This window comes from Arthrobacter sp. WCS2018Hpa-7 (assembly GCF_031843805.1).
Classification (GTDB): Bacteria; Actinomycetota; Actinomycetes; order Actinomycetales; family Micrococcaceae; genus Arthrobacter.
Genome location: NZ_JAVTJB010000002.1, coordinates 259,639 through 282,540 on the forward strand (window position 1 = coordinate 259,639; position 22,902 = coordinate 282,540).

The following is a 22,902-nucleotide window of genomic DNA, read 5'->3' on the forward strand; positions in this document are numbered from 1 at the left end:
GCAGCGGCCTATGTGGATAAAGGGCTCTACGGCAGTTCAGTGCCGCTTCGCCGCGCTAGGCTGAATCCAAACATTCAATGAGGGGGAACCTGCCATGAGCCTGTCCGACCTGCCGGGTCCGGTGCCGGATCCTGCCATCGTCCGCGGCGGAACAACCACGGCGCTTGCCGAACCTGTTCTTCCAGTTCGGCCGATCTGGGTCACAGGAGTGGTGCTGGTCAACCTGGGCATCAACGCTGCCTTCTTTGGACCCCTCCAAGTACTGCTGGGTCAGCAGGCAGCCCACTTTGATGACGGCCAGAAGGAAGCGATCCTGGCGTTGGTCACCGGCTGTGGTGCCGCCGTTTCCATGGTGGCCAACCCCCTGTTCGGCGCTTTCAGCGACCGCACAACCTCACGGTTCGGGCGGCGTGTTCCCTGGGTGCTCATGGGTGCCATCCTTGGAGCTGCGGCTTTGGTCGCCTTGGCAGGCGCTCCCAACGTTGCCGTCATGACCGTGTTGTGGTGCCTTGTACAGGCCGGAGCCAACGCCATGTACTCGGCAATTACGGCGGCCGTGCCGGACCGGGTTCCGGTGCCTCAGCGCGGAACCGTCGGCGGGTTGGCGGCCATGGGCCAGACAGTAGGTATCCTCGTCGGCGCAGTGATCGCTGCCGTCGTCGCCGGTAACTTTGCGGCTGGTTACTGGGTGTGCGCGGCAGCGCTGCTGGCCGGCGTCGTGCTTTATCTCTTCAAGAGCGATGATCAACCCCTGTCGCCAGGCGACCGCTCCGCGTTCAAGCTGGCTGAATTCCTCAAGGGCTTCTGGGTTTCGCCCAAACGTTACCCGGACTTCGCCTGGGCGTGGTTGACCAGGTTGTTGGTCAGTACGGGCAACCACATGGTCACTTTGTATTTGCTCTTCTTCCTCAGCGATGCTGTAAATCTTGAGGAGACCGAGGGTATCAAGCCGGAGTTCGGCGTTCTCATTCTCACCGGCCTGTATGCAGTCACCGTGATCATCACCAGCGTTGTGGGTGGGCGGTTGAGCGACAGGATGGGCAAGCGGAAACCTTTGGTTATCGCGTCATCCGTCATCATCGCTGCAGCGTCGCTGATCCTCGCTTTTGCTCCCACCTGGATCGGCGGACTTGCCGGTGCTGCGGTGCTGGGAATCGGATTCGGAGCCTACCTCGCCGTGGACTTCGCGCTGATCACCCAAGTCCTGCCTACAGCACTGGACCGGGGCCGGGACCTGGGCATCATCAACATCGCGAACTCGCTGCCCCAGGTGATAGCCCCATTGATTGCGTTCCCGTTTGTGGCTTACTGGGGCGGCTACATCTCGCTGTACGTAGCCGCCGCCGTCATTGGGCTCTTAGGAGCCGTGTTCGTGATAAAGATCAAGAGTGTTGACTAGGCCTAGAAAACTGCGGTAAAGCCACCCCATCCCCAGCCGACTGCTTCCTGGCCTTTCCAAGGGCTACTAGAAAAGGCACCCGGCAGATAGTCGGCGCCCCTGCCGTAGTACATGGTGAGGATCCCATTCCGGTCGATGCCGTAAACATCGATCTTGTCGTCTCCATCAAAGTCGCCAGCTGAGCCGATGGTGGTTAGCGCACCCCAACCCCAGCCAACGGTCCCGGCGAAGTTGATGAACCATCCGTCGCGCCGGGTCTGGAACATTTGGAGTCCACCGTAGGCGTTCCGTCCGGCTACTTCCAACTTGCTCGTACCCCCGAAGTGACCGACTCCCACGATCACGTCATAGAGCCACCATGCCCATCCGGCGGTGTACGACTGGAGCCATCCGCCCCTGCCGTTCCCGGGGTACAGCACCACGTTATTTGATTTGTCCTTGACCAATACATCGTTGGTGCCGTCGCCGTTGACGTCACCAACTCCTACTATCGCGCTGAACTCTTGCCAGCCTTGGCCCACTTGGATTGCCTTCTTCCAGCCACCAGCGCCGTTTCCCTGATAAAGAAAGAGTCGTCCCAGCGCATCGCGGGCCATGACGTCCACCGTGCCGTCCCCATCGAAATCTCCAGGGGAGAAGATGTGGTTAAAGGTGTTCCATCCCGTTCCAATCACCTGTGCCTGCTGCCAATTGCCGTGCCCGTCTGTTGGGTACAGCAATAGCCGGCCAGAGGAATCCCGCGCGAAGATGTCCATGGTGTTGTCACCATTGAATCCTCTTGCCCGCGGTTTTGCCGCGATGCGCAGCGTCTCAGTTGTGCGCAGTGTAAGCGTCGAATCGACATCGTAGGAAACGGTCACGAACGCTGTTACAGCGCGGCCGTAATCCGCGGCCGTTGCCCGATAGGTCTGTCCAGTCGCGCCGGGGATGACCTGATCGTCCCGGGTCCAGTAGTAGGAGAACGAGGGGTTTCCTCCTTCAGGTGTCACTGAAGGAGGAAGCGAGAAGAGGTGTACTGCCAGTAGCCCGCCCACTGTCGGATCGCCAACGAGTTGGGGCGGCTCCATGGAAACCTGACGCGTCGGGACCGCCTGTATTGGCTTGGCAGCTACCGCGGGCAATGCCGGAGCCAGCAGGAGTCCTGCAACGAGGGATGTCGTGAGGGCTGAAAGAAGTTACCGCCGCCTGGGCACGGCCAAGCGTGATGGGTGGTAGGAGCTCAATATTTTTCCTCATAGTGGGGTTGGCCGAAATGTGCGAAGTGGTCAATACTGAATGCCTAGAAAACGGCCGTGAACCCTCCCCAGCCCCATCCGACTACGGATTGTCCGTACCATCGGATGTCCGGACGTCCGCCTGTCAGGTACTCGGCTCCCTTGTTGTAATACATCGTGAGCCGTCCCGCGGTGTCAACGCTGAAGATATCTACAGTGCCATCCCCATTGAAGTCACCCGCCGAACCCACGAACGGGAAGTCATTGAACCCCCATCCGATATCCGTGCGGGCGCCATCCAGCCGGCCATTCCGACTGGCTTCATAAAGCCGGAGATAGCCGTAGTTTCGGCTGACGATTCCCAGACTGCTCTTCCCGCCGAAGTGGCCCACTGTGAAGACCGGATCGCCGTTGACCCAATAGGTATCCACTCCGTAGGCCTGTAGGAATCCGCCCCGCCCGTTGCCGGGGTAGAGGATGGCTTGATGCCATTGATCGACAACAATCAGATCGTTGCTTCCATCCCCATTGAAGTCGCCGGCAGACGAAATCGTCTTGAAGTTTTGCCAGCCCTGGCCAATTTGGAAGGCGTTCTTCCATCCTCCAGTGCCGTTGCCCTGGTAGAGGAACAACCGCCCATGCGCGTCACGGCCAATAACGTCCACTGCGCCGTCCCCGTCAAAGTCACCCGGAGAGAACAGAGCATTGAAAACACTCCATCCTGTCCCCAGTACCTGGGCTGCACGCCAGTTGCCCCGGCCGTCAGTGGGGTAGAGGAGCAGGCGGCCGGCGGCATCGCGGGCAAAGATGTCCAGGGTGTCGTCGCCGTTGAACCCCCGGGCGCGGGGCTTGGCGGCGATCCTCAGCGGATAGTCCGCTTGTAACGTGAGCCGGGATTCGGCGTCGTAAGAAACCGTGACAAAGACGGCGACTACCCTGCCGAGGTCACCCGAAGTGGCCCGGTAGGTTGAGCCGTTGGCACCCGGTATGGCCTGACCATCCCGGGTCCACTTGTAAGTGAAGGAAGGCGTGCCGCCCTCGGGAATGACGAATGGAGCGTATCCGCCCAGTTCTGCTTTGAGGAGGCCGCCCACTGTGGGGTCTCCGTTGAGTTGGGGTTGGCCCATGTACACCGGACGGGCCGCGGCCGGCAGCAACGTACCTGCTCGGACGGGGGCCTCCCAGTGCGCCGCTGCACTGGCAGGAGCCGCGATGAAGGGAGCAGCCAGGGTCCCGACCAGCACGGACGTCGTCAGCAGCGCGAGGAGGCGGCGCGGACGGTCGGGCGCGGACGACCGCGGGGCAGTAACAAGTTCCAAGGATTCCCCCAAGAATGACTGGCCGGAGAGGACCAGCTGAGATCAATTGAGATGACACTACATTTTGGTGTTCGCCCCGTAAATGGTTCAGGGAAACCAGCGAATATATGAAGGAGACCTCCTCCGGCCGAATCCGGAGGAGGCTCTCAGCCATCAGCCAGGAGGATGGTCTAGAAGACCGCGTTGAAGCCGCCCCATCCCCAACCGACAACGCCAGAGGTCTTCCATCCACCGGAGCCGTTGCCGTAGTACATGCGCATCTGGCCGGAGGTGTCGATGCCCCAGACGTCGTTGGCACCGTCGCCGTCGAAGTCTCCCGCACCTCCCAGCTTGGTGATCGCGTTCCAGCCCTGGCCGGTCAGGCCGCTGGTGGTCCAGCCTCCGTTGCCATTGCCGCCGTAGAAGTGCAGGTTTCCTGCCGAATCGCGGGCCAGTACGTCGGGCTTGTGGTCGCCGTTAAAGTCCCCGGGTGAGAAGACAGACGTCATGCCGCTCCAACCCCAGCCAACTGTTGACGCACCGAGGAAGCCGCCGTATCCGTTGCCCGGGTACAGGACGAGTTCCCCGGAAGGCTTGCGGGCCAAGAGGTCGTTGTTGCCATCTCCGCTGAAATCGTCGGCAGCGAAAACAGAAGTGAAGATGCCCCAGCCCCAACCAATCTGCTGACGGGGGTACCAGCCGCCCTGACCATCCGCGGGATAGAGGAACAGGGAACCGGCACCGTCGCGGGCAATAACGTCGTTCTCGCCGTCATTGTTGAAGTCTCCGGAGGAGAACATCAGGTTGAAAATGTTCCAACCCGAACCGACTTCATAAGCCTGCTTCCACGTACCGGTGCCATTGGTGGGGAAGAGGCCCAGGCGGCCCCCGGCGTCACGGATGAAAAGGCTCATCGTGTACGGATCCCAGTACTCTGTGCGGTAGGAGCCCGAGGTGTGGGGCCGGTCAATGTCCACGGGGGTTACGTAATTGAAGTCCAGGGCGTCCAGAGCCACAGCAGCAGTGCCGGAGCCCGGAAGATTGCCTGGGTTATGGATCAGTGAACCGTCGCGCCAGTAGCCGATCTCCTGACCGGCAGCGGTGAGGATCTGCAGATATTGTGCAACATACGTTCCTGGCGGAGTGCCTTGGGCGAAGAACACCTCGAACGAGTAGGTTGAGTCGGCAGCGCTGTAGGAGCCCTGGGTCATCTGCGTATGGAGCTTGCCAGTGGCAGTGTTGCGGAAGAGCACGTAGACGTCGGTGATGGGACCCGAAGCTTGGACCGTAACCCTGGATGTTGCTTGTCCGCCGGAAGCGATCGAGTCCGGTGTCGTGGAGACGGCCACCGGCACCGGCGCGAACGTGTCATCGGCCTGAGCTGCAGGTGCCAAGCCCAGCCCGCCAGCCAGAATGATTCCGCCCGCAATCGCGGCCAACCAATGACGCACACGGCGCAAAGGAGTGATCCCCATTGTTCCCCCAAATCAAGCCGGTCCCAGATGGCCGGCGGTGTCAGTGAATTGAGAGTACAACGGCGGAACGACAGTCTGGGAATTTGCTGGCAAATGTTCAATGAAAAGACAAGTCAAACCCTGAAATCAACCGAAATCTGTTTAGAAAACGGCCGTAAGGTAACCCCATCCCGTCCCCGCTTGGCCGGTCTGTCGATAGTAGCTGTTCCAGTCGCTGCCCAGTGCCTCGGTGGTGAACACGCCTTGGTCGGAGACGCTGAAGAAGTAGTTGTAGCGGTCGGAATGGTTGAATCCGCTCAAGCCACCCATGTAGATGCTGGATGAGTAGTTTCCTGTCAGCGTCCTCGACGACAGCCATCCACCCTTGCCGTTGGGGTAGTAGGCGCTGAGCTTCCCGTCTGTTCCGCGGGCAAGGAAATCGGAGACCCCGTCGCCACTGAAATCGCCGGGAGTGAAGACCTTGTTGAAGGACTGCCACCCCTGTCCTACCTGCGTTGGGGTTAGCCATCCGCCCCGCCCATTGCCGGGGTAGAGGAAGAGGCGCCCCTGCGGGTCGCGCGCCAGGACGTCGCTGGTCCCGTCACCGTTGAAATCGCTGGCCGGAATGATCTCGCTGAAACCTGCCCAGCCGGTCCCAATGACGGAGGAACCGAGCCAGCCGCCCGCGCCGTTTCCACGGAAAAGCCACAGCTGACCGGATTTATCGCGCGCCATAACGTCCATTTTGCCGTCACCGTCGAAGTCACCAGGCGACATCAGAGCAGTGAATCCAGCCCATCCCCAGCCGATGTCCTTGCTCGTGCTCTTGAATTGGCCATACGTGTCCCCGGAAAACAGCGTCAGTGTGCCATTGGGCTTTCTGGTGATGACATCCGGCCTGGCGTCTCCGTCAAAGTCCCGGAGGAGTGACTGCTGCTTGACCGTCACATCGGCGCTGCGGAAGAGGCCTACGACGCTGCCGTCGTAGCTGACAACGGCCGCCACGCCGAGCCGCTTTCCGGCATCTGAAGGTTTAGGGCTGTAGCTGGCCCCTGTGGCCGAAGGGATGGGATCGGCAATGTTCAGGAGCCATTGGTAGCTGACAGTCGGTTTCGCTCCCATGGGGAGTCCCTTGATGGTGGAGGGATCGAACGCTGCCTTCACGGACCCCCGCGCCCCCGGATAGCCGGAGATGTCCGGGGCCGCGGCGTCCACCAGGTAGAAAGGCTTGGTCTCGACGGTCTCGGGAAGGCGCCCGGTTGCCAACGCAGTGAGCTTCAGCGTGAGCCCAGACCCAGTGCCGGCGTACTTGTCCGGAACATCGAACCAGGTGCTGCCGGAGGACTTGAAGATGCCGTCCCGGAACCACTCGTATGTGTAGGCCGATGGCGGCGCGGTCCATGTTCCGTGGTTGACGTCGAAGGCAGGATACGAGTAGCCCGCTTCCTTCCGGATCCCGAGCGCCGGCATGGTCAGGTTGTCGTTGGGAACAAGGGCTTTGGTGGGGTTGCTTACCGTGAAGTCCAAGGTTTCCCAGGCAACCGGGAGTACCTCTTCGTAGGTGGAGCCACGGTTGTAAGTCAGCATTCTCTGGCCGTAGGTGATGGTCACACTCTTCAACGTGTGGAGGCCGTTAAAGAAAACGTTGGACGCCACCGCAGACGAAGCTGTTGCGGTCAGCGGCCCGGCCGCCGGTGTCCCCGACCAAACGACGCGGTGTTCGGTGACTTGGGATTCGTCGGTGTAACGGAACTCTACGCGCTGGGCGGGCTCCGCCAAGGTGAAGGTGATCTTTACCGTTCCGCCGGCGGCAACAGTGGGGGTGGACATCCGTTGGACGGAAACGAGCTTTGGCACGGGGTCTTCCGCTGCCGCTGCAGGGGAGGTCCCGGACGGCGCCAGCATCACTGCGGCCAGGACGAGTCCCAGCAGGGCAGCAAAGCGCCGAAACGTGATGGGGACAAGCCCCGCAGCGGTCCGAGTCGTCATGATGTCTTCCCTCGAATGGTGTGAAGTAGGTGTAAGCATGGCCTAGAAGACAGCGTTGAAGGCGTTCCAGCCCCAACCGATGGTGGCTTGGCGCTTCAGCGCGATATGTCCCAACCCGTAGAACATGGTGAGCCGTCCGTCAGGGTGGATCCCGTATACCTCCGGCACACCGTCACTATCAAAATCTCCCGGTGCACCGATCCGGCTGAAACCTTCCCAGCCGTAGCCTGCATAAGCGCCGAAGACGTTGGGGGTCCATGCGTTTTCGTGGAAGTATCCGTTGCCGGAGCCGGAGTAGTACCGTAGATTACCTGAGCTGTCACGGGCGAAGATGGAGCGCGACGATGGAGAGACAAAGGCATTGAAATCGCCCCAACCACCGCTGAGCGTGTAAGGGGTCAGGAAGCCACCACGTCCATTTCCGGGATACATCACCATAGTGTTCGATGCATCCCGGGCAATCAGGTCCGCGGTACCGTCACCGTTGAAGTCGCCCGGTGCCACGATGTCCTTGACAGACCCCCAGCCCTGCCCGATCTGGAACGATCGAAGCCAGCCTCCCTGGCCATTGCCTTGGTATAGGAAGAGCCTGCCAGCACCGTCGCGGGCCATGACGTCCACGTTTCCGTCGCCGTCGAAGTCGCCGGGTGAGAAGAGGGAGTTGAACCCGTTCCAACCTTGGCCGATCTTCTGCGCGGGCAACCAGCCGCCGCTGCCGTTGCTGGGGTACAACCACAGGTTGCCGCCGGTGTCCCGGGCGAAGATGTCCCCTGTGCCGTCCGCGTTGAAGCCCTTGCCGCGGGTTTTGTCGGCCAACGGTCCCACAAGGTCTACAACTTCGGTGATAGCCGAGCCTGCGTCGAAGCGGGCCGTTACCCCGGCCGTGATGATGTTTCCCTTGTCAGCCAGGGTTGTCCGGTAGTCGCGGGACGTGGCGCCCGGAATGGGCGTGCCGTTGCGCTTCCAGACGTACGTATAGCCAGGCTGGCCGCCCTCGGGATCGACGCCGGCAGCACCATGCTCCAGCCGGAGGACGCCGCCCACTGACGCGTCTCCGGTGATGCGCAGGTTGCTGACCCAGACCCTGCGGGGCATCGGCCCGAACGCCAAAGTGGAGACGCCGGTAGGGAGGTAACCCGCAGCCCGTACGGTCATCTTGACCCAGATCATGTTTGCGGGGTCGTCATACATGTTGGACTGGTAGGTGTCTTTGGTCGCGTAGTCGATGGGTGCGCCGTTGCGGTACCACTGGATTTCTGAAAACGACGGTTCCACGGGCCACGTCCCGCGCTGGATACTGAGGACCGTATTGGGAACCAGATCCCCCGCAATACTCGGCGCAACCGTTGGGACCAGCTTCTGCAGCATCTTCGCAGGGTTGCTCACCGCGAAATCGCCGGTAGCGAGCCCTGCCCGCACGGCGGTACCCAAGGGAACAGGCGAGGTCCGCTCCAGCGTCCCATCGCGAAGGTAAGAGTCCTTGGCCAGCCCATCGAAGTACGTGACCTCGATGCGCTCCAGGGTGTACGCACCGGAAGCTTGTGCAGCCGTGACCGCACCTGTTGCAGTGACGGTTTGGGCTCCCGGTGCCGGGGTGCCTGTCCATGCCAGCTCGAAGGTGGTGACCTCGGAAGCGTCGCGGTAGATCAGCCGTACTGACTGGGCAAGCTGGGAGAGCTTGACTTGGACCCCGGCGGTCTGGCCGGGAGCGAAGGTGGCTTTTTCCGGCACAAGCGACGTAGGGACAGACGCAGTGTAGGGCAGCATCGGGTTCTTGATCTTGAAGTCCTGCGCCGCCGGATCGCCAAATGGCGAGGTGCCCGTGCCGGGCGAGTAGACGCCGCCGCCACGGTAGTACACCTGCGACGCGCCCACAGTGGTAATCACTTGGACGTAGCTGACCTCAATCGTGCCGTTCGGCCACGAGGACGGGGAGGCAACGCCGGCCACAGTCCCGGCCTTGGTTCCGGCGGAGGTCCAGGCCAGAATGTGGGTTCCCGCAGCACTCCGCAGCCCAACCTCAACACGCTTGACCGCAGCGGCGGTGGTGAAGGAAAAGCTGACTGGGGCGCCGGCGTCGACCGTTGAAGGAGAAATCCGCGCAAAAGACGAGAGGACAGGCGTAGCAGCCACGGCGGGTGAAATGGGGGTCAAGACCACGAATGCCAAAGTAAAAGCCAGCGCCATCAGAAGAGCTCGAACAGCGGTGGACGCAGCGCGAAAGCGCAGAGCAGGATGAGACCCCAAGATTCCCCCAAAATGGTGCAGACCAGAGCGGCCTGTCGAGGCCAATTGAGATGAGAATACAGCCCGGCCTCACCGGGGACAGCTATTGGGATTGGATTATCGTTATTCGCCTAAATGTGTCGCGCGTCAAACCCAAAACTCAACCAAAATCGGCTTAGAAAACGGCGGTGAATCCGCCCCAGCCCCAACCGACCACACCCGCGCCCTTCCAGCCGCCGCTGCCGTTGCCGTAATACATGTTCAGCTGCCCGGCGGAATCGATCGCCCAGACATCGTTGAGGCCATCGCCGTTGAAGTCTCCTGCGCCGCCGATGCGCGACATGACATTCCAGCCGGTGCCAATGGACCGTGCAGTGGTCCAGCCCCCGCTGCCGTTGCCGCCGTAGAGGCGGAGGTTCCCGGCATTGTCGCGGCCCATGACGTCGGGGTTGCCGTCACCGTCGAAATCGCCGGGGGAGAAGAGTTGGCTGAGGGCATCCCAGCCCTGGCCTACCGCGCCCGGGGAGCGGAAACCGCCCACGCCGTTTCCGGGGTAGAGGACAAGAGCTCCTGCAGGGGTCCGGGCCAGGAGGTCGTTGGCGCCGTCTCCTGAGAAGTCGCCGGCTGCGATGACGGAGTCAAAGACGTCCCATCCCCAGCCGACTTCCTTGCGCGGCAGCCAACCGCCCGTCCCGTTGCCTGGGTAGAGGAAAAGCGTGCCGGCGTCGTCGCGTGCCAGGACGTCGTTGAGCCCATCGCCGTTGAAGTCGCCAGCGTTGAACACGAGGTCGAACACATCCCAGCCATACCCGATGGTTTTCGCCGCTTGCCATCGTCCGGCGCCATCCGTTGGGTAGAGGAGAAGGTTCGCCGCGGCGTTCCGGGCGAACAGGTCCAAGGAGGTACCGGCGTCGAACCCTGCTGTGTGGGCCTTGTTCCGCACCACGGTGCGGCTGTACACCGTGAATGGGCGCGTGGCCGTGGCCGGATTGCCGGCCTGGACTACCGCGCGGAAGCCGACGACGGCGCCACGGTCGGCCGCGGTCAACGTGTAGGTTTTGGCGGTGGCCCCGTTGATCGGGGTACCGTTCCGCACCCATTCGTACCTGACGCTGACGGCACCGCCGGCTGTCCCGGTGGAGACGCTGCCCTCGTTGAAGACACCAGTGAGTTTTTCGCCCACGGTCAGCTTGCCTTGGAGCGCAGGGGCTGTTGCGGTGATGGGGGAGGTGGGGGTGAGCGGCAGGGAGGACGCCGACACAGCCCGGTACCCTGCGCGGGTGGCCGTGACCCGGACGGACAGGGTCTGGTCCAGGTCGGCTTCGGCCACCCGGTAGCTGTTGACGGTAGCGCCTGCGATGGGTTGGCCGTTCCGCAGCCACTGGTAGGCGAAGCCGGTGGGCGGGTAGGTCCAGGTGCCGTTGTCAGTGGTCAGCACTTGGTCGTAGCGGGCCACTCCGGACACGACTGGTGCTTTGGTATTGGGGTTGTCGATGAGCGGGTAATTGGGGTTGTTGACGGCGAAGTCCACGCCGTCCAGGGCGCCGGGCCGCTGCGTTGGCGCTTCGAGGCCTTGGCTCAAGAAGAGGATGTTGCCGTCGCGGCCGTAGCGCACGGATCCCTGCCCCGCGGGAAGCACAATGTTGACGCTGAGGAGTTTGTACCGGCCCGTGCGTTTGAATGCGCTTCCGTTGACCGGCACCTTGGCCTGGGCGCTGTAGGGTCCCGGAGCTGCGCTGGTGGGTCCGTAGAGAATGGCCTGCTCCAGCGTGTCCTCGTTGACGTACGCGAATCCCACTTCCTGGGCCGGCCCGCTCAGGGTGAAGGAGAGGGAGATGGTATTGCCGGGAACCACGGTGGCGGGTGAAGTCCGCGTCACCACAGTCGGCAACGGCGTCGGGCCTGCTGCGTTGGCGCCCGGCGGCGGAACCGCGATGGCGAGGGCAGCGCACAGGAGAACGGCCAGGAGGAGATGGAAACCCAGCCGCAGCGGACGTCGGGAAGTCAGAGCAGAAGAAAGAAATGTCATGGAATCCCCCAGATCCTAGAAGACTGCGTTGAAACCGCCCCAGCCCCAACCAATGGCACCGGCGCCGTTCCAGCCGCCGTCGCCGTCGCCGTAGTAAGCGAGCAATTGCCCTGAACCGTCCACAGCGTAGACGTCCACGTTGCCGTTGCCGTCAATGTCGCCGGCCGCGCCAATGGTAGCCATGCCGCCCCAGCCCTGGCCGACCACCGCCATACCGTCCCAGCCGCCCGCTCCGTTGCCCTTGTACAGGCGCAAAGCTCCTGCTGTGTCGCGGGCCAGGATGTCCACATTGTGGTCGCCGTTGAAGTCGCCGGGGGTGATGACCTTGTTGGCCACGTTCCATCCGCTGCCCACCAAGGACCGGGTGAGCCAGCCGCCGTCGCCGTTGCCCGGGTAGAGGTAGAGGAGGCCGCCGGCATCGCGTGCCAGGAGGTCGTTGGTGCCATCGCCATTGAAGTCGCCGGGCGAAACGATCGAGTTGAAGGCGTTCCAGCCACTGCCTACCTGGCGTCCGGCGAGGAAACCGCCGTTGCCCGTTCCCGCGTACAGGAAGAGGTTGCCGGCCGAATCCTTGGCCAGGATGTCGTTGGCGCCGTCGCCGTTGAAGTCGCCGGGGGAGACTACCGTTCCGAAGCCGTTCCAGCCCGGTCCCACTGTCCTTGCGGATTCCCAGGCGTTGTTGACGCGGGGATACATCATGAGGGTGCCATCAGTGCGGCGGGCCAGCATTTCATAGGCACCGCGCCCTGTGAAGCCGTTCGCCCTGTTGGAGGCGGAGATCGGAGCGGTCTCTTCGCTGGAGACTTCCAGCGGCTCGCATCCGTTCTGGCTGGCCACCACGTGGGCTGCGATGGTCTTGCCGCGATCTGACTCATCGAGCGTGTAGGTCCACCACGCCCAGTGGTCCTGGGCCCGAACGCCGTCGCGGGTCCAGTAAATGCCGTAGTCCGGTCCGGCAGCGGCGCCGCAGCCACGGTAGGAAGCAGGATCGATCTCAAGCGTGAGTGTTGAGCCAACAAACGGTGCACCATGAACCACGGGATTCGAAGGATCCATGGTTGCCATGGCGGGTGCCGGCGTGAAGGCGACTGCGGCAACGACCGCCGCTGCAATGCCAGCCACCACCCGGCGCACACCTGACGTAGGGCGCGTTGGTGCGTTCATGATGTCCTCCCCAGACTTTATGCGGCTAATTCTACCGCGCGGGGGTTTTCTCTAGAAGATCGCTGTGAATCCGCTCCAACCATTACCGGCGATCTCAGACCCGCGCCATCCTGCGCGCCCGTTGCCGTAGTAGATCACCAACCGACCCTGCTGATCGACGCCGTAGACATCGTTGAAACCGTCATTGTCGAAGTCCCCGGCGGCGCCCGCTGCTTTCAGCGCGTTCCAGCCGACCCCGATCAACCATGACCTCGTCCAGCCGCCCGCGCCGTTGCCACCGTAGAAGTAGAGATAGCCACTGCGGTCCCGTGCCAGCACATCCACGTTGCCGTCGCCGTTGAAGTCTCCCGGAGTCAGCAGCGCATCCATCATCTGCCAGCCCTGCCCGACGGCGGTCCTTGCCAACCAGCCTCCGGAACCATTGCCCGGGTACAGATAGAGAGCGCCGCCGGGTTCGCGGGCCAGGACGTCGTTGTGGCCATCGCCGTTGAAGTCTCCGGGGCTCACGATCGTGTCGAAGACGTTCCAGCCCTTGCCGATGGTCTGTGCCGGTTTCCAGCCGCCGGTTCCGTCACCGGCGTAGAGGTACAGGGTTCCTGCGGCGTCCCTGGCGATCACATCGCCCTTGCCGTCGCCGTTGAAGTCGCCCGGCGAGAAAGTCAGGTTGAAAATGTTCCAACCCCAGCCCACCGTCCGGGCCGCTTCCCACGCGGCTCCCTTTCGGCCGTAGAGCTGCAGCGCGCCGTCGGTGCCGCGGGCCAACAACTCGAAGCTCCTGCCCGTGAACCCGGCCGCCCGGTTGGCAGCGCCTACGGGTTTGGTTTCGTCGCTGTGCAGGGATTCGCCGCCGCAGGCAGTCTTGCTGGCGGTGACATGGGCGGCCATCCGGGCCCCTGTGTCATCGGACTGCAGTACGTAAGTGCGGGCGGTCTCGCCGGCCACCAGGAATCCGTCCCTGGTCCAGTAGATGGTGAAGTCCGGACCCTTGCCGCCGCCGCAGCCGTAGAACGTGTAAGGGCCGATATCCGTGGTCAACGTCTGGCCAACGAACGCTTTTCCGCTGAGGACGGGATCAGGCCCGCTGTTTTGGGCGGCCGACGCCGGGAGCGGACTCAGTGCCATGGCCGCCACAGCGGCGGTCAGCAGCGCCGCTGCCATCCGGCGTCGAAATGTCCCCATGTGTGCGTTCCTCCCGTGATCCAGACCTGCCTGCAGTGTATGTGCGCTGAGCGCCAATGGCCGGGAGCGGCGTGCGCGCTTTCTTGTCTGATGAGCTCTCAGGAAACGGTCATTTAGCTCCCGTATCATTGATGCGATCGGCCAGCCGCGGGTCTTTGACCCCAGCCGGCCGCTTCCTTGTCAGCCTGCCAAGAGATCGCCGGAAATGCCCGCCTCAAACTCACTGGAACCGTATTCCCTTGACCTGACCACGGGGTTGCCCCGTATGGCTGCCGCGCCCACCACCCCGCGGCAGCAGCTGCGCTATGCCCGCATCCTGAAGACGGCTGAGGGTTTTGCCCAGAGGCAGTTCGATACGTTGAGCCTTTCCGACGTTGCGGCCAGGGCTGACATTCCGCTCGGTACGCTGTACCGCTACTTTCCCTCCACAGCCCACCTGATGCTGGCCGTGTACAGGCAGCAGCTGCGTGAACTCCGGGACGGCGTCCGCCGCCGCGAGGGCAAAGGGCACGCGCTCGCGGGTTTGATGATGGAAATATTCCACCTAAGGGTCATGCAGCCGGGGGTAGAGCACTGCTTGATCCGTCCTGCAGGCAAGGACGACGACACCGCCCAGTTGCTGCGCGAGATCGATGCGCTGTCCGAGGAAGTGGTGGGTTCGCTCAGCAAGGACACCGGCCAGGATGCCGTGCGTGCCAGGATCCTGCTCCACCTCGTCAGTGGGCTTGTCCAAGCCGTCCGATGCCGGCGGTTGTCCCTGTTCGAGGCGGAAAAGGATCTCAAGAAGGCCTGCTCGTTGCTGACCGGAGAATGACGGAATCGCCTGCTGGTCTAGACCAGCAGGACTTCTGAACACGGTTTTTCGCATGACCTGGATCACATTTGGAGCTGGTTGAACGTTTTACTCTCGAATCGTCTCTCTTGGTATTGAATCTTGTACCCCCGCAGGCTCCTTAGGCTGGAAACACCGAAGCGGCTAGCAGCCCCCTATCTGCAGAAGCAACGCCGGACCAGCCATCCTTGGTCCGCTACAGCAGTTCTGTTCCTGCCCGAACCATGCCGTGGGTCCACGGCTAGCCTGAGGAGACAAAGACGTGTCCATTGAGACAATTGCTACAGACAACGACGCCCTGGTACTGACCGAAGAAGAGATCTTCGCAGCCCACGAAGGCGGCAAGCTGACCATTTCCAGCACCGTGCCGCTGAACAACAAGCGCGACCTTTCCATCGCCTACACCCCCGGAGTTGCGCAGGTCAGCCGCGCAATCCACGCAAACCCCGAGCTCGCCCGCACCCACACCTGGGCCGAGCGCCTGGTTGTTGTTGTCAGCGACGGCACCGCGGTCCTTGGCCTCGGCAACATCGGCCCCAGCGCCTCCCTGCCGGTGATGGAGGGCAAGTCCGCCCTGTTCAAGTCCTTCGGAGACCTCGACTCCATCCCGCTGGTCCTCAACACCACCAACGTGGACGAGATCATTGAGACCCTGGTCCGCCTGCGCCCCAGCTTCGGCGCCGTGAACCTCGAAGACATCTCCGCTCCCCGCTGCTTCGAACTCGAAGAGCGCCTCATCGAAGCCCTGGACTGCCCGGTCATGCACGACGACCAGCACGGCACCGCCGTCGTGGTTCTTGCAGCCCTGACCAACGCCGCCAAGGTGACCCAGCGCGAACTGGCCGGGCTCAAGGTTGTTGTTTCCGGCGCCGGCGCCGCTGGCATCGCCATTGCCGAAATTCTGCTTGCTGTTGGCATCAAGGACGTCATCCTGCTCGACTCCAAGGGCGTGGTCAACGCTGACCGTGCCGATCTTGTGGCAGACCCCGGCAGCGTCAAGGCCCGCATGGCCCAGCGCACCAACCCTCGCGGCGTCACCGGTGGCCCGGGCGAGGGACTGACGGGTGCAGACGTCTTTGTGGGCGTCTCCTCCTCCAAGCTGGACGAAGAGCACCTGAAGCTCATGAACGATCAGTCGATCGTGTTCGCCCTGTCCAACCCGGACCCGGAAGTTCTCCCCGAGGTTGCCCAGAAGTACGCGGCCGTTGTTGCCACCGGCCGCAGCGACTTCCCGAACCAGATCAACAACGTGCTGGCCTTCCCCGGCATCTTCCGTGGCGCACTGGATGCCAAGGCCCGCCGCATCACGCCCGCCATGAAGATCGCTGCTGCCAACGCCATCGCTGAGCTGGCCGCTGAAGACCTCTCCGCGGACTACATCGTGCCGAGCCCGCTGGATGCCCGCGTGGCGCCGGCCGTCACCGCGGCTGTTGCTGCCGCCGTAGCCGACTAGTCGGGCAAGCAGAGTTACCTGCGCAAGACCGACGACGGCGACGCCTCCCGTGCTGGGGAGCGTCGCCGTCGTTCTTTGTTAAGTCAGGCGCTGGCGGGTCAGCTGACCGGCGTTACTTAATCGCCAGTCTTACCTGGTCGACAGTCCAAAAGGCGCTGTTGGTCCCGGTATAGCGGAAGCTGACTTTGGCCGTCTTTACGCCCTTGGGTACTTCCAAGGCCAGGTTTTCGAAGCCGTTGAAGTTGGCGGTGTAGGCCTTCACGAGCTGCGCGGCGCCGTCGTCGTAGCTGATCAGAACCTCGCCACTCTGGGGTCCGTCGATCCTGTAGTTGGAAGCGAAGGAAAGCGTTGCGGTCTTACCGCCCTTGACCTTGAAGGCGGGGCTGATGAGGGTGGAGTCGAACTGCCCGGCGGCGTGGGACTTGTCATCCCATTCGTCCGAATCGGCCACAGCGAAGACGTTACGGTTGCGGACGGACGTTTCACGGCCCTGATTGCGGTCGGTGTTGGTCCAGAATTCGTCCGTGGCGAAGGACCAGCCGCGCCATTCGGTCACGCCACCAGCCGGCATGGCCGAGTTGTCGATGTTCCAGCCTCCCGGTGCAGTCCCGGTCCAGCCTTTGACGTCGGCGGCAGGTCCGGTCTCGTCCGCACGGGTTTGCAGGTTGTCCTTCAGGGAATCGAACGCGTCCGGTGCGATGTCCGGGAGTGCCAGTCCGTCCAGGTTCCAGGCCGCGTCAGACTTTACTCCTTCGTGTTTGAGGACCGTGGGTGCGATGTCCGTGATTTTGACGTCGTTGCGGACAGTGCCGGGCTCGATGCCCTTGCCCTGGGCGATTACGAAGGTCTGACGCTCGGCCGGGGTGCTGCCACCGTGGCCGCCGGTGGGGGTGTGCCCGTGGTCGGAGGTCAAGACCACCAGCCAGTCTTCGGACTTGTAGCTGGGCCGGTTCTTGACGGCATTCAGGATCTCGCCCACTTGCCGGTCCACGGTGCGCAGGGCTGCGAGGTATTCCTCGCGCTCGGTGCCGTAGGAGTGGCCGGCGCCGTCAACCTCGTCCAGATGGATGAACGTGCTGTCAGGGTTGCCGTTGGACTAGTAGTCCACAGCTTTGGCTGTGGTGCCGGCATCGGTGCCGCCGGCGATTCGAAGGTCGACGTTTTTGCCAAAGACCTTTTCCGGAATGGGTGCCCACGTGCCTGCAACCAACGTGGAGGCATTCGGCTGGGCTGCTTCGAGCCGGCTCAGGTAGTCGGGGTACTGGCTGTAGTTGGGGGCCGTGAAGTTGTTGTCCACCACGTTGTGCTTGTCCGGCCACACGCCGGTGGCGATACTCGACCAGCCTGCTCCGGACACGGTGGGTGCCATGGGGTTGGCGAACAGGTTGCTTTTGGCGGTCATGCCGGAGTCGATCACGCTTTGGATAGTGGGCACGCCGGCCGTGCCGAACTTGGCGATTGCTGCACCATCGATGCCGATCACCAGCGTCTTCTTGCGCTTCGTGCCATCGGGGAGGCCTGCGTAGGACGACTTGGCCGGACGGCTGGCGGCATCCGAAGCGCTGGGTTCTGCGGGTGCCGCGATCGCGGCTGAGGGAAGCACGACGGCGGCTGCGAGCGTCAGTGCGGCCGTTGCCAAGGCTCTGCGGAAAGGACGGGCGTTGTCCAAAGGTATCTCCATGTTCGGGTCAAGACGGGAGCCCTCGGCACGGTGGGTGCCGACGGCCTGACTCCTCAACCCTGCCGCTTCAATGGCTCCCAATCAACGAAAATTGCTACTTGTCTATACAAGTTCTCGGGACGTTAATCTCTTGTTTCCCAAGCCTCCTGGGTGCTGCGGTGCTCTGCATCGTTCCTGACTGGCCGGTTGTTCATACAACACTGTGTCGCAAGGCCTGGCCCGTGGCCGTCGCTTCTTGTCAACGGACCCCGCCTAGACTGAGGATCATGAACGCCGAACTGTTCGTGACCATCCTGTGCGGCCTGGCCATTGCGGTAGGCGTCGTCGGGACCATTATTCCTGTACTTCCCGGCAGTATTCTCATCGGCGCGAGCCTGCTGGCCTGGGCCATCTGGGGAGGCGCCGGTCCGCTCGGCTGGGTGATCTTCGCCGTCGGCATGGTGTTTGTGGTGGCCGGTATGGCCGCCAGTGCCGTGCTCACCGGACGGAAGCTGAAGCAACACGGCATTCCCAACAGGTCGGTGTTGATCGGCGTGGTGCTGGGCGTGGTGGGCATGTTCGTTATTCCCGTGGTGGGGCTCTTTGTGGGGTTCGCCGTCGGGCTGCTGCTCAGCGAAGTCCAACGGACGCGGGACTTCCGTACTGCCGTCCGATCCAGTGGTGCCGCGCTCAAGGCGACGGGCATCGGGATCCTGGTGGAGTTCGGGCTGGCGTGTGCCGCGGCGAGCACGTGGATCATCGGAGTGTGGATCAACGCGGTAAACGGCTAAGCGCCTAAACACTGCACCCAGATGGCAAAAGATGACAATCCCGGAGCTTGGGATTATCATCTTTTGCCATCTCGGCGGAAGGCGAGGGGCGGGGGATCTATTGGTGCGCCGGCAGTCCAGCGGGGACGTGGACCTGTGCGGGGCGGAAGGTTGCTCCGGCTCCGGGGAACAGCGGGATCTCGATCCGTGCGTGGGTGTGGATTTCCTGCACATTGTCCTTGGTGTGCTGCGCGATCTCGGCCAACGTGGTGACCCACATGCCGTCCAAATCCTTGACACGCTCCATCAGCTGCTCAAGGGCCACGGCGCGGGATGGCCGGCCTGAGATGAACGGGTGGTTGGTCAGGACGAAGCAGCTTCCTTGGGAGTGGTGCGCCCGGGCTTCAAGAGCCCACATCTCCAGGGCCTTGGCCGGGCTCTCGATGACCCCGCTGCCCGTGACGCCGGGGTAGAACCCGTACTGCTCCCAATCGTCCAGTGCCCAGTCCACGGGGATCTCCACGATGTCCCGGGAGTCGCCCTCGGCGACGGACATGCGGTAGGGGGCATCGCCGTCGAGCAGGCTTGAATCGTAGAGGAAGCCGCGGTCCGCCAGCAGGGCGGGCGATTGCCAGTTCAGCTCCCACCACGGAGCGCGGTACCCCACGGGCCTGATCCCGGCGACGTTGGCCAGTGCCTCCAGGCCGCGGTCCAGGTAGCTCGCTTCTGTAGCAGCATCGATGCCCTGCATGGGCTCGTGGAGGTAGCCGTGGTGGGCGATCTCGTGCCCGCCATCAGCGATTCTGCGGACCACGTCCGGGTAGCTCTCCGCCGTGAAACCCGGGATGAAGAACGTCCCCTTGATGTCCTGGCGGTCCAGGATCTGAAGCAAACGCGGCACGGCGATCTTGGGCCCGTACGACTGGTGGCTCATAAGGGACATGCGCTTGGTGCTGGAAGGATCATGGGCGATGGTGCAGGACTCGGCATCGACGTCGAAGGTGAAGGACGCCGCGGCCTGGTACCCCTCGGGCCACGTGATCTGGTGGAGGGAATCAGCGAAAGCGGGCTGGTTCATGCTGTGGTCCTTTCGGGAACTGCGGGAACTGCCTGAGCATCGGGTCCGGCCGGGGCCGCGGCAGCAGCGGTGGCCGATACGTGGTTCGAGTCCGCCAACAGGTACTTCTTGTGTGCCCGCGGGCCGAGGAGGGCGTAGCTCGCCGCGCTGGTCAGTCCGCCGGCCAGCCAGGAGAGATCCCACCCGCCCAGGGCCACGGCGATGGGACCCTGCATGGCGGGAACCAGGCCATACATGAACAGCCAGGTGGAGAAGATGCCTACCAGGAGGGACACGATTCCGGCCCAGTTGATGACGGGCAAACGGCGTGTTCCAACTGGATCAAAGAGGCGGTCAACCTTGGCCGGCCAGCGCTTTTCCAGCCAGAAGTAGTGCACCAGCATGACGCCGCCCCAGGCAGCCACCCACGCGACCAGGCCGATCAGCCAAGCGTCGAGAACCGCTGCGAAGTCCTCCTGGAAGATGAAGAACACGACGGCGATGAGCGAGAAGACGCCGACGAACAGGTTCAGCTTGCGGCGGCTGATCTTGATGTCCAGGGCCTGCGTGGCCACGGAGAAGGTGTAGATGTTCAGGATGTTGGTGGCGATGGGGCCGTGCAGGACCATGAGGAGGACCGGGAGGGCCAGGACGCCGAAGTTCTGAACGATCAGTTTTCCGGGGTCGATCTCGCCGCTGTTGGTAGCCAGGCTTGCACCGAGGACGCCGAGCCACACGACAGGGATGAACTGGCCCAGGACCGAGGCGAGGTAGACCTTGCGCTTGGGAACGGAGGTGCTGACGAAGCGGGAGTAGTCGGCGGCGTACGTGAACCAGGTGATGCCCCAGCCGATGCCGATTGCTGTCATCACTGCACTCATGGCGGCGATGCGCTCGGAGCCTTCAAGGATGTTGCCGGCCGGGCCCGCGTAGCCCCAGTCGATCTTCATGCCGAACCAGGCCACGCATGACATGACGGCCAGAATGATGATGGTGGGCGGAACAGTCCACTTTTCAAAGGCCGCGATGGCCTTGTATCCGAACCAGGCAATGGCAACCTGGGCCGCCATGATCGCCGTGGCGACGCCAATCTTCCAGGCGTAGTTCTTGGCCTCGGGATCTACCCAGCCAAGGGTTCCAAAGAGCGCCATGACCAGGTCCAGGATGATCCAGGTGTTGACTGCGCACCAGCCGATCACCAGCAGGGCTTGGATGGCGGCCGGGAGGTAGTTGCCTTGACGGCCGAAAGCGGCGCGGGCGAGCACCATGCCAGTGGCGCCGGTCTTCTGGCCAAGGAGAACGAAGCAGCCGAACAGCAGCATGCCGATCAGGTTTCCCAGCACCAGGACAATCACTGTGTCTGCGAAGCCGAGGCCGAGGTGGATGCCAAGGGCGCCGAGCACCCAGTTAATAGGTGCAAGGTTGGCGCCGGCCCAGATCCAGAACTGTCCGGAAACTTTGCGGGTGCGGTCTGCCTCAGGAATGGGTTGGAGCCAGGCTTCGCTGTCATGGCCCGGCGCCGTTGCCGGACCTGACTGCGCTGGGCTGGAAGGCGAAGGGGAGAGGTTGTCTTGCATGGGGGAGCCTCCGTGTATGAAAGGGACCCCTTCAGCGTATGTGCCTCAGATCACAGCAACAAGATACGATGTGTCTAAACAAGACGCCAACGACCATACGGAGTGTCATGTCGATTCTGCTGGGTGCCGCTTTGGAGTACCAAAGCCTGAAATCTGCGGACCCCCTGGTCCTCAACGACGTGCCGGGCGCGCTCTCCCGGCCGGTCCGTTGGGTCCATTCCAGCGAAGTGCTGGATATCGCCCCGCTCCTCAGCGGCGGCGAACTGCTGCTGAGCGGAGGGCAGGCGCTCGCCGGCGTGACCCCCGAGCGGCAAGCCAATTATGTCCGGGAATTGGCCGCCCGAGGCATCGCGGCCTTGGCTCTGGAGACGGGTCCGGCACTCCCTGAAATTCCGGCGGGCATGCTGACAATTGCCGAGGCCGCCGGGCTGCCGGTGATCGAGCTCCGACAGGTGGTGCCCTTTGTTGGCGTGATGCAGGAGATCAATTCCCTGCTGGTGAGCGAATCCGTGGAGCACCTCCAACATGCCGACCAAGCCAGCCACGCCATGGCTGCCGAGCTTGCCCACGGCGGTGGGCTCGACCAACTCCTGGCTGTTTTGTCCGAAAGGACGGGGGCAGGCGCGCGGCTGGTCTCGCCGTCGGGCCTTACCCTCGGTGCCGCCGGCGAGACGTCTGCCATGGACGACGGCGGCAGCGTCACCACGGTGGATGTCCCGGTGCGCGGCGTCCTTGCCGCACGGCTTGAACTGCACGTGCCCGACGACGGCGACGGCGGGCTCGCGCGGGTGGCGGGCGAACGATCCGTGGACATCCTCGGGCTGGCCCTGTTGCAGCGGATGCCGCCGGGGTTGAAGGAGTTGGCGGGCATCGAACTCATGCGTGCCATCAATTCGGGGAGCCAGCAATGGCAGCTCCAGCAGCTCGGACCGGCGTCGGGGTTTCCCGTGCTGGGTAAAGTGGCCGCGGTGGTGATTCGCTCCACCGGGGCAGGCCACTTGCGTCCGGCCGTGGATGCGCTGCTGCGCGAGTGTGTGCCGCACAGCGCGAGCTACGCCAACAATGCTGAGCTGATCGCGCTGGCTGCCTTGGACGATGGGGCAGTCACCCGGCGGGCGCTCACGGTGGCGTTGCAGGGATTGGAGGTGCCCGCTGGTTCGGTGGTGGCCGTGGGGCCGCTGGGGGCCGGCATTGATCAGGCGCCGTGGTCCTTGGCTGAGGCGCGTCGGGCACTGGAGCTGGTCCCGGCCGGCCACGGTGTTGTGGATGCTGACACCCTGGCCGTGGAGCTCCTTGCCCATGAGGCGCTGGACCCGGCCACGCGGGAAGGGTTCGTGCAGCGGCAGCTGGGTGCCGTCGTCGAACATGATCGCCTGAAGAAGTCCGAACTCATGAGGACGCTGACCGTGTGGCTGGATACCGGCTGCAACACTGCCCAGGCTGCGCGTGAGCTGCACTTGGAACGGCAGTCCCTGCATCACCGGCTCCAACGGATCTTCGAGCTGTGCGGGGGAGATCCTCGGGGGACTGGCCGGCTGGCTGCGCTGCATCTGGCAACGCGGCTGGCGCGGTTGTAGCCCCTTAAGCACCAATTCGACGGC

16 protein-coding genes and 1 pseudogene are annotated in these 22,902 nt (G+C 63.3%); 5 read left to right on the forward strand and 12 right to left on the reverse strand.

Annotated features, from left to right (window positions below; all coding sequences use genetic code 11):
- Positions 1-94: 94 nt before the first annotated feature.
- On the forward strand, positions 95-1,399 hold the full coding sequence (locus RQH14_RS03845; protein WP_311212016.1) for an MFS transporter: 1,305 nt from the start codon (positions 95-97) through the stop codon (positions 1,397-1,399).
- Positions 1,400-1,401: 2 nt separating this feature from the next.
- Here the strand turns inward: RQH14_RS03845 and RQH14_RS03850 are convergent, their stop codons facing one another.
- From RQH14_RS03850 to RQH14_RS03885, 8 genes are all read right to left on the reverse strand, one after another.
- Entirely contained in the window at positions 1,402-2,388 is a 987-nt protein-coding gene (locus RQH14_RS03850; protein WP_311212017.1) for an FG-GAP-like repeat-containing protein, read from the reverse strand.
- Between the two features lie 290 nt (positions 2,389-2,678).
- Positions 2,679-3,932: an FG-GAP-like repeat-containing protein gene (locus RQH14_RS03855; protein ID WP_311212018.1), complete on the reverse strand. Its 1,254-nt coding sequence runs from the start codon at positions 3,930-3,932 to the stop codon at positions 2,679-2,681.
- A gap of 170 nt (positions 3,933-4,102) precedes the next feature.
- A complete protein-coding gene (locus tag RQH14_RS03860; RefSeq protein ID WP_311212019.1) occupies positions 4,103-5,386 on the reverse strand; it encodes a VCBS repeat-containing protein in 1,284 nt (427 codons plus the stop codon).
- 141 nt (positions 5,387-5,527) lie between these two features.
- Positions 5,528-7,354 carry a VCBS repeat-containing protein gene (locus tag RQH14_RS03865; protein ID WP_311212020.1) on the reverse strand — a complete coding sequence of 609 codons (1,827 nt, stop codon included), beginning with the start codon at positions 7,352-7,354 and terminating at the stop codon, positions 5,528-5,530.
- A gap of 42 nt (positions 7,355-7,396) precedes the next feature.
- Positions 7,397-9,514 carry an FG-GAP-like repeat-containing protein gene (locus RQH14_RS03870; protein WP_311212021.1) on the reverse strand — a complete coding sequence of 706 codons (2,118 nt, stop codon included), beginning with the start codon at positions 9,512-9,514 and terminating at the stop codon, positions 7,397-7,399.
- A gap of 241 nt (positions 9,515-9,755) precedes the next feature.
- On the reverse strand, positions 9,756-11,609 hold the full coding sequence (locus RQH14_RS03875; protein WP_311212022.1) for an FG-GAP-like repeat-containing protein: 1,854 nt from the start codon (positions 11,607-11,609) through the stop codon (positions 9,756-9,758).
- A 15-nt stretch (positions 11,610-11,624) separates the two neighbouring features.
- The gene (locus RQH14_RS03880) at positions 11,625-12,773 is read right to left on the reverse strand and encodes a VCBS repeat-containing protein (protein WP_311212023.1); all 1,149 of its coding nucleotides are present in this window, start codon (positions 12,771-12,773) and stop codon (positions 11,625-11,627) included.
- Between the two features lie 51 nt (positions 12,774-12,824).
- Positions 12,825-13,952 carry a VCBS repeat-containing protein gene (locus RQH14_RS03885; protein ID WP_311212024.1) on the reverse strand — a complete coding sequence of 376 codons (1,128 nt, stop codon included), beginning with the start codon at positions 13,950-13,952 and terminating at the stop codon, positions 12,825-12,827.
- 205 nt (positions 13,953-14,157) lie between these two features.
- On the opposite strand from RQH14_RS03885, the gene RQH14_RS03890 reads away from it, so the two are divergent.
- Entirely contained in the window at positions 14,158-14,766 is a 609-nt protein-coding gene (locus RQH14_RS03890; protein ID WP_311212025.1) for a TetR/AcrR family transcriptional regulator, read from the forward strand.
- A 280-nt stretch (positions 14,767-15,046) separates the two neighbouring features.
- Positions 15,047-16,237, forward strand: a complete 1,191-nt coding sequence (locus tag RQH14_RS03895; RefSeq protein ID WP_311212026.1) for an NADP-dependent malic enzyme — start codon at positions 15,047-15,049, stop codon at positions 16,235-16,237.
- Positions 16,238-16,349: 112 nt separating this feature from the next.
- On the opposite strand, the pseudogene RQH14_RS03900 reads toward RQH14_RS03895, so the two are convergent.
- Together RQH14_RS03900 and RQH14_RS03905 are read right to left on the reverse strand one after the other, a co-directional pair.
- A pseudogene (locus RQH14_RS03900) lies at positions 16,350-17,315 on the reverse strand (alkaline phosphatase family protein); the annotation flags it as partial.
- A gap of 18 nt (positions 17,316-17,333) precedes the next feature.
- Positions 17,334-17,999: an alkaline phosphatase family protein gene (locus tag RQH14_RS03905; RefSeq protein ID WP_311212027.1), complete on the reverse strand. Its 666-nt coding sequence runs from the start codon at positions 17,997-17,999 to the stop codon at positions 17,334-17,336.
- A 185-nt stretch (positions 18,000-18,184) separates the two neighbouring features.
- Between RQH14_RS03905 and RQH14_RS03910 the strand changes: the two genes are divergently transcribed.
- Complete coding sequence (locus tag RQH14_RS03910) at positions 18,185-18,688, forward strand: DUF456 domain-containing protein (RefSeq protein WP_311212028.1); 504 nt, start codon at positions 18,185-18,187, stop codon at positions 18,686-18,688.
- Positions 18,689-18,785: 97 nt separating this feature from the next.
- Here RQH14_RS03910 and RQH14_RS03915 read toward each other — a convergent pair whose 3' ends face one another.
- A complete protein-coding gene (locus RQH14_RS03915) occupies positions 18,786-19,745 on the reverse strand; it encodes a polysaccharide deacetylase (RefSeq protein ID WP_311212029.1) in 960 nt (319 codons plus the stop codon).
- Entirely contained in the window at positions 19,742-21,301 is a 1,560-nt protein-coding gene (locus RQH14_RS03920; protein ID WP_311212030.1) for a cytosine permease, read from the reverse strand. The genes RQH14_RS03915 and RQH14_RS03920 overlap by 4 nt, the downstream gene beginning before the upstream one ends.
- A 107-nt stretch (positions 21,302-21,408) precedes the next feature.
- On the opposite strand from RQH14_RS03920, the gene RQH14_RS03925 reads away from it, so the two are divergent.
- Complete coding sequence (locus tag RQH14_RS03925) at positions 21,409-22,878, forward strand: PucR family transcriptional regulator ligand-binding domain-containing protein (RefSeq protein WP_311212031.1); 1,470 nt, start codon at positions 21,409-21,411, stop codon at positions 22,876-22,878.
- The last annotated feature ends 24 nt before the right edge of the window (positions 22,879-22,902 follow it).

What these genes read in the sequence shown, in the direction of transcription:
- RQH14_RS03845 (WP_311212016.1), top strand. Translation starts at nt 95, where the DNA reads ATGAGCCTGTCCGACCTGCCGGGTCCGGTGCCGGATCCTGCCATCGTC.
- RQH14_RS03880 (WP_311212023.1), bottom strand. Translation starts at nt 12,773, where the DNA reads ATGAACGCACCAACGCGCCCTACGTCAGGTGTGCGCCGGGTGGTGGCT.
- RQH14_RS03860 (WP_311212019.1), bottom strand. Translation starts at nt 5,386, where the DNA reads ATGGGGATCACTCCTTTGCGCCGTGTGCGTCATTGGTTGGCCGCGATT.
- RQH14_RS03890 (WP_311212025.1), top strand. Translation starts at nt 14,158, where the DNA reads ATGCCCGCCTCAAACTCACTGGAACCGTATTCCCTTGACCTGACCACG.
- RQH14_RS03915 (WP_311212029.1), bottom strand. Translation starts at nt 19,745, where the DNA reads ATGAACCAGCCCGCTTTCGCTGATTCCCTCCACCAGATCACGTGGCCC.
- RQH14_RS03865 (WP_311212020.1), bottom strand. Translation starts at nt 7,354, where the DNA reads ATGACGACTCGGACCGCTGCGGGGCTTGTCCCCATCACGTTTCGGCGC.
- RQH14_RS03885 (WP_311212024.1), bottom strand. Translation starts at nt 13,952, where the DNA reads ATGGGGACATTTCGACGCCGGATGGCAGCGGCGCTGCTGACCGCCGCT.
- RQH14_RS03875 (WP_311212022.1), bottom strand. Translation starts at nt 11,609, where the DNA reads ATGACATTTCTTTCTTCTGCTCTGACTTCCCGACGTCCGCTGCGGCTG.
- RQH14_RS03920 (WP_311212030.1), bottom strand. Translation starts at nt 21,301, where the DNA reads ATGCAAGACAACCTCTCCCCTTCGCCTTCCAGCCCAGCGCAGTCAGGT.
- RQH14_RS03925 (WP_311212031.1), top strand. Translation starts at nt 21,409, where the DNA reads ATGTCGATTCTGCTGGGTGCCGCTTTGGAGTACCAAAGCCTGAAATCT.
- RQH14_RS03910 (WP_311212028.1), top strand. Translation starts at nt 18,185, where the DNA reads ATGAACGCCGAACTGTTCGTGACCATCCTGTGCGGCCTGGCCATTGCG.